Origin of the sequence: Mesobacillus harenae, from assembly GCF_013343715.1 — a bacterium.
In the GTDB taxonomy this organism is placed as follows: Bacteria; Bacillota; Bacilli; order Bacillales; family Cytobacillaceae; genus Mesobacillus_A; species Mesobacillus_A harenae.
Map to the genome: position 1 here is coordinate 260,812 of NZ_JABUNR010000002.1, position 11,547 is coordinate 272,358.

At 35.8% G+C, this 11,547-nt stretch carries 9 protein-coding genes; 6 read left to right on the plus strand and 3 right to left on the minus strand.

All coding sequences use genetic code 11. From position 1 onward, the window contains the following. Window positions 1–66 precede the first annotated feature (66 nt). The 4 genes from HRJ06_RS03495 to HRJ06_RS03510 all read left to right on the plus strand — a co-directional run bounded on the left by HRJ06_RS03495 (window position 67) and on the right by HRJ06_RS03510 (window position 4,637). Window positions 67–1,497, plus strand: coding sequence for a flippase (locus HRJ06_RS03495; protein ID WP_174728970.1), 1,431 nt, complete (start codon window positions 67–69; stop codon window positions 1,495–1,497). Window position 1,498: 1 nt separating this feature from the next. Then, window positions 1,499–2,428, plus strand: coding sequence for a glycosyltransferase family 2 protein (locus HRJ06_RS03500; protein ID WP_174728972.1), 930 nt, complete (start codon window positions 1,499–1,501; stop codon window positions 2,426–2,428). Window positions 2,429–2,433: 5 nt separating this feature from the next. Beyond that, entirely contained in the window at window positions 2,434–3,528 is a 1,095-nt protein-coding gene (locus HRJ06_RS03505) for a glycosyltransferase (protein WP_174728975.1), read from the plus strand. Window positions 3,529–3,659: 131 nt separating this feature from the next. Next, a complete protein-coding gene (locus HRJ06_RS03510) occupies window positions 3,660–4,637 on the plus strand; it encodes a glycosyltransferase family 2 protein (RefSeq protein WP_174728978.1) in 978 nt (325 codons plus the stop codon). Between the two features lie 108 nt (window positions 4,638–4,745). Here the strand turns inward: HRJ06_RS03510 and HRJ06_RS03515 are convergent, their stop codons facing one another. The 3 genes from HRJ06_RS03515 to HRJ06_RS03525 are packed head-to-tail and all read right to left on the minus strand — an operon-like array spanning window position 4,746 to window position 7,476. Further along, a complete protein-coding gene (locus HRJ06_RS03515) occupies window positions 4,746–5,717 on the minus strand; it encodes a hypothetical protein (protein ID WP_174728981.1) in 972 nt (323 codons plus the stop codon). Continuing rightward, window positions 5,701–7,089: an O-antigen ligase family protein gene (locus HRJ06_RS03520; protein WP_174728984.1), complete on the minus strand. Its 1,389-nt coding sequence runs from the start codon at window positions 7,087–7,089 to the stop codon at window positions 5,701–5,703. The genes HRJ06_RS03515 and HRJ06_RS03520 overlap by 17 nt, the downstream gene beginning before the upstream one ends. Before the next feature lie 27 nt (window positions 7,090–7,116). Continuing rightward, entirely contained in the window at window positions 7,117–7,476 is a 360-nt protein-coding gene (locus HRJ06_RS03525; protein WP_174728987.1) for a hypothetical protein, read from the minus strand. 945 nt (window positions 7,477–8,421) lie between these two features. Here HRJ06_RS03525 and HRJ06_RS03530 point away from each other — a divergent pair. Both HRJ06_RS03530 and HRJ06_RS03535 read left to right on the plus strand, forming a co-directional pair. After that, window positions 8,422–8,844, plus strand: a complete 423-nt coding sequence (locus HRJ06_RS03530) for a GtrA family protein (RefSeq protein WP_174728990.1) — start codon at window positions 8,422–8,424, stop codon at window positions 8,842–8,844. A gap of 44 nt (window positions 8,845–8,888) precedes the next feature. Further along, a complete protein-coding gene (locus HRJ06_RS03535) occupies window positions 8,889–11,441 on the plus strand; it encodes a YfhO family protein (RefSeq protein ID WP_174728992.1) in 2,553 nt (850 codons plus the stop codon). Window positions 11,442–11,547: the final 106 nt, after the last annotated feature.

Genomic DNA, 11,547 nt, shown 5'->3' on the forward strand with positions numbered 1-11,547 from the left:
TTTAAGGTATCCTTTATATGTTTCATTATTAAATAATATATAAATAAAATGAGCAGGTGTATGACCTTGAAAAAAAACAGCATCATTATTAACGCAGTATATTTGTTTTCCGGGAACGTTTTAGTAAGGTTTTTAACCGCGGCTTCTACTATTCTTATTGCACGCTATTTGGGGGCTGAAGATTATGGAATCTTAAGTATAGCTCTTGCATATGCAGCTGTGGCCGCATACTTTACCGATCTTGGATTGACACATACTCTTATTCGGGAAGGAACAAAAGAGCAGACATCTATTCCAGTGCTGATGAGCAGCTTCTTTCGTATTCGAATGGTTCTATCCCTAGCGACTATTCTTTTATCAGTGTTAATCATTGAAGGGCTTTATGAGGACCCTTACTTGAAAAGAATTTTATATATCGTTTTGATTCCAACTATAATAGGGGCAGCTCTCCAAGGAGTTGGGGCAGCATACTATCAGATGATTGAAAAAATGCATCTAACAGCTTTAATCAGAGCTATAGCTGGTTTTACAACCGCTGCTGCCTTGATAGCCGGTATTATATTTAAATGGCCTTTACTCTATATTGCCCCGGTATACGGACTGGCTAATATAACGGCTGGGCTATTTTCTCTGTTTATTGTTATCAGGAATGTAAACATATTTAAAGGCTGGGATAAAAGCTTGCTGCAGGGCCTATTTAGCTTCACTATAAGCGGGCTAACGATAATGTTGCTTCCTCAGATAGGTCCTATAATAATAGAAAGAGCCTCAGACCTGAAAGAAGCTGGCTATTTCTCCGCCGCTTATCGAATCCCCGCCCTTCTGTATCAAATTCCTGGTGTAGTAGCTGCTGCATTTTATCCGGTTCTCTTCAGGCTAGGTAACAATAAAGAATTTGATCAACACTTGGACCTAAATAGAAAACAATTAAAAACGATGAGCTTTTTAGGAATTGCCATGGCTATCCCTTTCCTATACTACGCTGATTGGTGGATATCGTTTTTGTTTGGCAATGAGTGGCAAAGCGCTGCTTTGCCTCTATCAATATTAGCATTTGTAGTTATATTGCAATCCTTTAATTATCCGATGGCAGATGCTCTCACCACAACAGGGAGGCAAACGATTAGAACCTATATCCAATCAGCAGCTTTATTAATTGGTATTGCTCTTTATTATGTCCTAAGTTCCCGTTTCGGCAGTACGGGAGGGGCAATAGCTGCTGTGACCATTGAATTAATGCTTTTTACTGGCTTCGCTATTTTTCAGGGTAAAAACTTTGTTTCTTTAATGCTAAGTAGTTCCAAAGTACTAATTGCTTTCGCTGGTACCTCCATTCTTTTCATTACAGTCGGTTCAAGGGTTCACCCTTTCATCGGAAGCATAGCCCTTGATTTATTATTTATTATGTTCATATTAATGGTTGATACTGATATAAGAAGGGAAGTTATAAAAAGGATAGCTTCCATAACATCGAAAAGAAAACGAGGGGTTAAGTAATATGAAAGTAACGGTGGTCATTCCAACATACAACGTTGAAAACTATATTGTCCAGTGTCTGAAATCAGTACTGAATCAATCACTTACAGACTTTGAAATAATCGTTATTGATGATGTTAGTTCAGATCGCACTGTTGAACTTATTAAAACTCTAGCTGAAAAGGACCCTAGAATTAAATTGTTGATAAACAAGAAAAACAGCGGTCCTGCTCACTCTCGAAACCGGGGAATAAAGGAGGCTGCGGGCGATTATGTAGCATTTCTTGATAGCGACGACTGGTGGGATCATGATCGATTAAACGAAATGGTCGGCATTGCGGAAAAGTTCGATGCGGAGATGGTATGTGACGATCAAATGCTGATTGACGACAATAAAACTGTCCCGTGGGGCACGGTGTTTACGAACGGCGGTCTTATAATTGCTGAGCCCACTAAGTTTAGTGCTGCTGATTTCATCAATAATAATATGGGTTTAAAGCCCCTGCTAAAAACAAACTTCCTGCACAGAAATAACATTTTATTCAACGAAGATTTAAGATATGGAGAGGACTATCTTTTGTTTTTGGACTGCCTGCTTCACAGAGCAGATGCATACTTACTGCCAGTAGCTTATTACTATTACCGGGCCAGAGAAGGTTCGTTAGTGACAAATAATATGAAGCTCCTTGAACAAACTTTACAAACAACAGAAAAACTTTTGAGAGATCCATTTTATGTAAATGACACATCTGTAAAAGAAGCGCTAAAAAAGAGAAAAAAAGATATTAAAGAAGCAATAAAGTACTATAAATTTATGCAGCCAATAAAAGACGGAAAAACCACGGAAGGTATTGGACAGTTAATAAAATCACCAGCCACCCTGCTAATCTTTGCCAGACGTTTGCCAAAAATATTTAAAAATCGTGTTTATAGAAAAATGAAAAATAGGTGAATAATTTGAAAAACGACCTTCGAATTTCATTTCTCCTTCCGTCCTTTGATGATGGAGGTGTCGAAAAAGTAACCATCAACCTTGCATCGGAATTAAAAAACCAAGGATACTTGGTTGAGTTTGTTTGTTTTAATAAAAAAGGGCCTTTTTTGTCTGAACTGGATGCAGATATGGGTATATATGAATTAGGTACAAGCCGTGCAGCCGAAAGCATCCCTAAGCTCATCAAATACCTCAAGTTAAAAAAACCCGATATTCTGGTTTCAGCCAAGCATTACATTAATACATCAGTTCTAATAGCAAAAGCCCTGTCTAGGACTAGCACAAAAGTGATTGTAAGCGGGCATGGCATGTATAACGGCAATAAATCTGGAGCCCTGCCTTTCTTAATGAGGAGACTTTATCCAAAGGCAGATGCAATAATAGCCGTTTCTAAAGGTGTTGCAAATAATATTAGCGAGGTTGCAAACATTCCTCGTGAACAAATTAAAGTAATCTATAATCCAGTTATAACTGACGGGTTTTTAAAAATGTATGAAAGCACAAACTCTGTTAATAAGGCCTTTGAAAAGCAACTAGTTTCGATCGGAAGACTTTCTAAGGAAAAAGACTTTGTTACACTGATACACGCTTTCAAATTATTAAAGAACACAGTACCTTCAAAATTAACGATTGTAGGTGAAGGTTTAGAGAGAGCAAAGCTAGAAAGTTTAATAAAAGAACTCAATCTTGAAGAATATGTAAGTCTGCCCGGTTATACGGGTAATCCCCTAGAATTTTTAAAAGGCGCTGATGCATTTATTTTATCATCGGTCACTGAAGGCCTTCCAACCGTTCTTATTGAAGCTCTTTATACTGGGTTACCCATTGTTTCTACTGACTGTCCAAGCGGTCCCGAGGAAATATTAGAAGGAGGCAAATTTGGAGTACTTACGCCAGTTGGGAATGCTGAGGCCTTGGCAAAAGGCATTGAGAAAGCACTTTCAAATCCTCCCGACCCCAATACCCAACAGATAAGGGCGTTGGATTTTACTAGTGAGAAAGCGATTGCCGGTTATAAGCAACTCTTAACGTCGTTACATACAGAAAGAAAGAAATAAAAGATATACTCTTGTCCTGTATGAAATGGCTTTTATTAAATGCTCTCTAATAACAACCTCTTCCTAATTGGCAGTAATGGATACTGCTAAACGAACCGAATCTCTAATAAGAAATGGAAGGAGTAGTTTAATTGAGGACAATATCTATTCTTATACCCTGCTATAATGAACAAGAGGTTTTACACGATTTATACGACCGTTTATCTATGGTAATGAGAAAAATAGACAACTATAACTTTGAAGTCTTATTCATAAACGACGGCAGTAAAGACAGGACCTTAGATATAATCAAAAGTTTACGTGATTTTGACAAACGAATATCATATGTGGATCTTTCCAGAAATTTCGGGAAAGAAACAGCCATGATTGCAGGTCTCGACTACGCAAAAGGAGATGCAGTGGTTATCCTTGACGCTGACCTCCAAGATCCTCCTGAATTAATATCCGAAATGATTGATTACTGGGAGCAAGGCTATGATGATGTTTTTGCTAAGCGAAGGAGCCGTGCTGGAGAAACGTGGTTAAAAAAACGGACCGCAAAAATATTCTATAGCCTTCTAAAGAAGACAACTAAATTCTCCGTTCAGGAAAACACAGGGGATTTTAGACTGCTGGACCGGAGATGTGTTGAAGCTTTAAGGCAGCTTCGAGAATCCCAACGATATACAAAGGGAATGTTTAGCTGGATTGGTTATAATAAAAAAGAAATACTATTTGACCGGGATCCCAGGATAGCTGGTGAAACAAAGTGGAACTATTTGAAGTTGTTTGACTTAGCCATTGAAGGAATTACATCCTTTACTAAGGCCCCCTTAAGATTATCAACTCTAATCGGGACAGCTGTATCCGCGTTTGCATTTATTTATATGATTATTATAATCATGAAAACTCTGTTTTGGGGAGAATCGGTCCAAGGTTACCCCTCACTGATGGTTGTAATCCTTTTCCTAGGCGGAATACAATTAATCTCCTTAGGCCTTCTAGGCGAATATATAGGCCGGATTTTTAATGAAACAAAAAATAGGCCGCTTTATTTTATCGATGAATATAATGATGAGAAAATCAACTTACTTGGCCACGACAAACACCCTGTTAAAAAAGGGAATTAAAAAGGAAATTAGAAAAAACCTTGAGATTTGTTCTATATGAATCAGAACGAATCTCAAGGTTTTTATCGATCTTTGATTTAGCTTTATTAAAGCAGACACATAGAATTATTAAGGCAAATCCTTACCCGTAATCAGCACTTCGGATACCACGCCATTCTCATGATAAATGCTCAGTGAATATTGACCAAATTCCTGGTTCTCCGCACTTGCAAGACCTTGGGCTTTCAAGAAATCCTCAACTTTTACATTTACCGGCATTTTCAAGATTTTAAGCCTTTCATTTTCATCAAACCCTAAATAAAGATTGAATCGCTTATAATAGTAATAGGAACCCTTTCCATCTTCCCCTTTAAAGATATAGTTAGGAGTCCCAAACCTCCTAGAAAGCTCATACTTACTGGTACCAATTGGCAAAGGAACTCCTTCTATTAAACCAATCTTTGCATACTCTAAAAATTCTTTTGAAAGTAACTTTTCATTATTTGTCCCAATATCAAGTTTAAATGATAAAAACTTTGATTGGGAAAACAACTCTTCATCTGAATACATGTCCTGACCTTCGGATTTCAATCCTAAAAGCTCTGCAAAAGATACATCCTGCTTCCCTAAAATAATTTCATTCACTTCATTATTCTTCATGTTTAGGACTATTTTTTGATTACCCGCTGTCAGAAAGATAGAAGGATCCTCTCGCCCTTCCACAGTGTACTCAAATAAATCAAGATTCGGGAAATCATTAATTAGTACTTCCCTGTGCATACCTACTTTTATATCATCAAGTATGGCAAATTCATTATTTTTAGTCGCAATAAATCTTGAATGATTATGCTGATAATATACCTTCAAGTCCTCGCCAGGAAAATAATGAAAAGTTTCTTTCTTTTCTCCGGACTCTCCAATGACATCAACAATATTGCTCATGCTTTCTCCAATACCAAAACCAAATACCTTCATTTCATTACCAACTGACCGATACTCGGACTCTACAATTTCCTTTGTTTTTAGTTTCAGGCTACAGCCCGAGACTAGAATTACAAAAGAAATTAAAAACAGCAGCACTTTTCTAACCGTCAATGACATCCACTCCGTTCCTGCTGTTTTTCCCCTTTTCTTTCATTTCTCCAAATCTATTCAATAGAAAAATGATTAACAGAACACCCCAAAATCGAGGGGTAACGAAATCTGCTCGATAAAGAGACGTAATCAATAAATGGGTTAATTCCAGGAGAGCTATAAAATAATAAATATTCTTTCGTGCATTTTTAAACAAGGAGAGAAGAAGTATCCCAAGGCCCAGAACAATTAGGCTAAAACCTATTAATCCATTTTCAAATAATAAGTCAATATACATATTATTTGAAGATGTACTCACACTTCCGGTGTTCGGCAGTATTTTGCTGCTAGCCAGAAATTCAAAAGAACCAGGTCCGTAACCAAATAGTGCAGAAATAATGGAATGGTCGAACAACCAAAATATCGGCATTACATACATATAAATTCTGCTCGATTCTTCTGGATTAAAAAGACTGTCTAAACGTCCAATAATCGGGCTGAAAAAACTTGCAACGAGTCCAGGCTTCGCAAGGACTACAATCACTATTCCCGCAAAGGTAAAGGCGAGCAAGTACCACAAATATCTTTTAGGAAATTTCGGATGAAACATTAGAAAGACAATAATAAAGGCAACTAATATAGCCAAATTCAAGTAAGCACTCACAGAAAAAGAAAATAAGAGCACAACTATAGAGGGTATGGCCAGTAGGAGTACATAAATCCATTTTCTTTTAAAAGCAAGATATCCGAGTACCAGCATATCAATAATGATTGGACCAAGATAGCTCGGTTCATCCGCAAAGGATGTTAGCCGGAAATTAAAGAAAGTTATGCCGCTTACGCTATGAACGTATGATCGGGTATCAATATCCAGGAAGGGAATTCCAAATAAAAAATAGGTTAACTGCCAAAGGCCGATAGCTACCATGAGAAATATAGATAATGGATACGCTAATATTGTCCTAAGAGTTTTAATTCTCCCAATTTGGCTTAACGAATGGTACCCAAAGTAGACCATTGCAATAAAGGCACCGTAGTAAAGCATTCTGGTAACCATTGATTTTTTCAAGTATGCTGTATATTCTGTACTATTAATTGTTATTTGAGTATAAAATGCTGATAAAAAAGATAACAAAATCGAAAGCGTGAATAGTAGCATAAATATCTTTATCAGTCTGTCGGCGTCGTATGAAGATCGATTATTCCTCCATAAAAAACAATAAACTAGGAATAAAAAAGCCATACCGAGGGTAAGCACTGCAGGGGTAGGAATTGGCAGCAAATGAATGTATGGGTAAGAAGTTGTAAACTGTATCAACGATAGATATACTGCAAAGATGACTAATATAACAATCTCAAAGACTGATTTGACTCCGGGAGTCTTTAGGCGGTTTTTCATAGATAAACTCCTTTATTGTTAGACCGGTTAGTTATTCGGAATATAAGAAATTTCTTTTAGATAGAGCAGGTTATCAACTTCTTCCCACTCGGTCATATACATAAGATTTTGATTTTTTCTAAACCTGTAAAGCTTATTTTCGACTACTATATAGGAAGTACTATATTTCGAGGATAGTTCCTCTTTAAGATATTGGAATTCATCAACTGTAACTGTATCTTCATTACCAAGAATTTGTTTAAATTCATTCCACTCCATTGAGGGGACATTATTCCTTATATATTGATCTGCTTCAAGTAAATTTCTAAACTTTAAAGGTTCCTGTTCACAAGCAGATAAAATAGAAATTAGCAATAATCCAAGCAAAAAATTGCGTAAAAATTTCAAAGCTGTCACTCCTCTTAAGTCATATTCCCCTAATTACTTTAACAAAATAATTCATTTTTCTCCAATAAAGATTAAGTTTCGATAAAAAAAAACAAAACTTTCCATGCTTCTAGGTAATAAATAGTATATTTTTACACTGTAATACCCGTCTTATTGGAAGAAGAGATGTTGATGAATGAGGATTGATGCACATTTAGACCAACCATAAAAATAACAAAACAAAAAAATCCTAACTCAATAAATCGCAGCTGAAGACTGCGTCAATTAGCGTACTCTAAAGTTTCCCCCCAGATACAGAATATACTCCAATTTGAGGAATAATATAGTTAGGCAGTTTCTATTTTAAAATGCGCGAGTCGCTTTTTGTGTCGATATTGCACGAAGTTTTCAAAAACGATTACAGGCAAACATTCGCTACCCGCAAATAATGTAAAGATTATAAGCATGTAATATTATTATCTTACCAACGACGTAAAAATCGTGTGGATTTTGAATGTAAAAGCGCTAATTGAATAACTAAGCATTCGGAGAGTATATAAGTAAAAATCAGGGTATACAAAATTATACCCAAAACCTGCAATAACCAGGTAAATCGATTCAAGTTTTAAAACATTATTCTAGGATTATTAGAGCCTTTCCTAATCTGTAAATCTATTGATTTTCGAGGATCATATTCCTTAATACCGATTCAAGTGCAAAAAGAAGATCGGTTCGGACTGTCCGTAAGACATAGTGAGCCTGATACTGTTAAATAGTTAATTTTTTTGTACTCACCCTTACAGACAACACAAATGCAAGGTTGAATCAAAACCAAACAATGGTAAGTTCATTTCATTTAGGTGTTTGCTGTTTTAGCAAATGTCTCTATCTAGATCAAAGGACAAGGCTATCACTTTTTTAGTTTTTCCTGCTTAGAAAATAGAATACTCTTAAAGGATGAAAAGTATGAAACCAAGCCTGTCAATTTTCAAAGACAAACAAATTATTAATTACCTTATTTTCGGAGTATTAACCACTCTTGTCAACTTTACTGTATTTATTGCTAGTTTTAAATTACTGAACATTAACTACCAAACTTCTACTGTAATTGCTTGGTTTTTGGCTGTCCTGTTTGCTTTTATAACAAACAAGCTATTCGTATTTAATTCGAGGTCATTTAGCCTCCAATCTCTTTCTAGAGAGTTTTTGACTTTTTCAGCCTTCAGGATATTAAGTTTAGGAATCGACCTTTCGATTATGTTTATAATGATCGACCTGCTTACAGCCGGAGAAATTTTTTCAAAGATTACTGCTAATGTAATTATTGTCTTTTTCAATTATACAGCTAGTAAATCCTATATTTTCAAGAATGAGAACGCAGCTAGCTAACAAAAGGAAAGTTGCTTAGACTACCTTTGAAGGATGTGATTATCTTGCATAAAAATAAAATAAACACATTCCTGCTTTATTGCGCTGTTTTCTTCATCCCAATTATTATATTTGGCGTTTCAATGGCAAATCAAGAAATTTACCCTTTCGGCGGGAAAACGTTATTAATCTCTGACATGAACAACCAATATATCGAGTTTTATGCTCACCTTCATAATGTTTTAAATGGAGAAAAAAGTTTGCTATACAGCTGGGAAGCAGGCCTTGGAGTGAATTTCATTGGTATTTTTGCTTACTACTTGGCCAGTCCCTTTTCACTTTTGATTGTTTTTTTTAACCAAGACCAATTACCAGAAGCGATCATTTTAATTACATTAGCGAAAATAGGTACCTCTGCGATGACCAGCTTTTGGTTTATGAACCATTTATATAGAAGCCGATTTAGTACTTTCATTTTTTCTATAATTTATTCACTTATTTCTTTTAACATTGTTTATTCATTTAATATTATGTGGTTGGATGGAGTAGTTTTTCTGCCAGTAATTCTCTTGGGAATAGAAAAGTTACTGAAGAACAATGATATTAGACTGCTAACCCTTAGCCTGGCACTCGTTTTTATTGCGAATTTTTATATTTCTTATATGACAGGACTTTTCGCTGCTATTTATTTTATATATCGGCTGATCATTAGCCAACCTTCAATAAAGCTGTTTTTAAAAAAAGGAGTGTTTTTTTTCGCTTCAGTGTTTTTAGCTGCGGGATTAGCAAGCATTTTGATATTGCCGACATATATGGCATTACAAAACTCCCCCAATAGTCCTCTGAGCCCAGACACCAATTTCATTTTCTTATTTGATTTATGGGACTTATATGGAAAGCTTTATAATGGTACATATGATTCGTTAATTCATGGGCTTCCCAATATTTATGCCGGTTTATTTGTACTGGTCCTTCTGCCCGTTTATTTCATCAATAATAAAATTTCAGTAAAAGAAAAACTGCTCTCTCTTTTAATAGCTGTAGGATTAGTACTTAGCTTTGAATTAACTTTTTTGAATTTAGTCTGGCATGGTTTTGATCTTCCAACATGGTTTCCTTACCGGTATTCTTTTGTTTTTTCTTTTTTTATCATCTTCCTGGCTGCACGGGTATATTCTGTATTTGATAAAACAATGAATTTTGCTATTCTTATTTCTCTTTCATTCAATTTGTTTATGATAGTTTTTCTAAGCCGATTTTCAGCTAATGTAATGAAACCGGAACTAGTTTGGTTTAATATTTTGTTCACTATAATTTTCAGTGGCTTGCTGTTTTTTCAAACAAAATTACCTGAGAAAAAGAAAGTTGTTCAAATCTTAATCTTACTAGCTGTCTCGTTAGATTTATTAAGAAATACTGGAATAATGATGAATGAAATGGACAGTCAATTTGGTTATTCTTCGAAAGGGAGTTACCATTCGTTCCCTGCCGAATATGAGGAAATGATTCTGGAGATTCAAAATAAAGATAAATCATTTTACCGTATGATTCCAACAATTAAGAGAGGACACAATGATTCTTTTAGATTGGGGTATAAAGGTATCGATCACTTTAGTTCGATGGCAAATGGCGAATTGCATCATTTTCTGAATAAAGCTGGGTTTACTGCGCTTGGAAATTATTTTTGGGTATCTTCGACCGGTTCTACCATTGTGACTGAGTCATTATTTTCCATTAAATATATAGCCTCCAACCACCTTGTAACCAAATACGGTTACAAACTTAACAGTAGTGAAAATAGTTATTACCTTTATGAAAATGATTTGTATCTTCCGATTGGGTTTATGCTCAATCAAGGGCTCCTTTCAAATACTGCACTGGAGCAAAATCCTTTTGAAATCCAAAACAGCCTGTTGGGATCAGATAATGGAAAAAAAGAATACTTCCAAGAGATCATGCCTGTAAAAACCACTTTTACGAATTTAGAGGCTATATCAAGCAAGGATAATATCCAACAATATAAGAAAAAGACAGATATGGAGGATGGTCAAATAGAGTTAAAATTTAACCTGGATAAAAATCAGACAATTTATACTCACTACAGCGGGACCGATGCTGAATTAGAAGTAAACGGCAAGGAATACGGGATCTATCCCCGCACCAATAATAATGGGGCTCTATCATTAAAAGCCGAAGAGAATCCATTAAGCATCAGGCTGAAATTCAAAGAACAGGATATCATATTAACTGGATTAAAATTTTACGTTCTCGACAAACAGCTGTTTGAAAAGAGGGTAACAGAACTGCAAAATAACTCTTTTGAAGTGTTGGATTGGTCAAACCGGTCGATAAAGGGGAAAATTGATGTAGCGAACGAGAATCTTCTTTTCTTATCCATTCCCTATGACCCAGGATGGTCTGTAACAGTGGATGGGAAACCAGCAGCGGCGGAGAAAGTCTTCGGGGCTTTTATAGGAATACAGCTAGACTCAGGCGAACGGGAAGTAGAACTTGTCTATACACCTCCCGGACTGAAATCCGGAATAACCGTTTCAAGCCTTAGCCTTTTGGTTTTCATTTTTTACTGTTTATTCCGTAGAAAATCTAAACAGAAATAAACAATCCAAACCCGAAATTCCGGATTTGGATTGTTTAACTTTAAATTTAGAGTTGTTCTTAGACTCTGTCATAATAACTATCGTCTTTTCTAGACAGAGCTCCTGA

Bases quoted from the DNA above. Each gene is read 5' to 3' on its own strand.
- HRJ06_RS03520 (WP_174728984.1), bottom strand. From the start codon at position 7,089: ATGAAAAACCGCCTAAAGACTCCCGGAGTCAAATCAGTCTTTGAGATT.
- HRJ06_RS03530 (WP_174728990.1), top strand. From the start codon at position 8,422: ATGAAACCAAGCCTGTCAATTTTCAAAGACAAACAAATTATTAATTAC.
- HRJ06_RS03515 (WP_174728981.1), bottom strand. From the start codon at position 5,717: ATGTCATTGACGGTTAGAAAAGTGCTGCTGTTTTTAATTTCTTTTGTA.
- HRJ06_RS03500 (WP_174728972.1), top strand. From the start codon at position 1,499: ATGAAAGTAACGGTGGTCATTCCAACATACAACGTTGAAAACTATATT.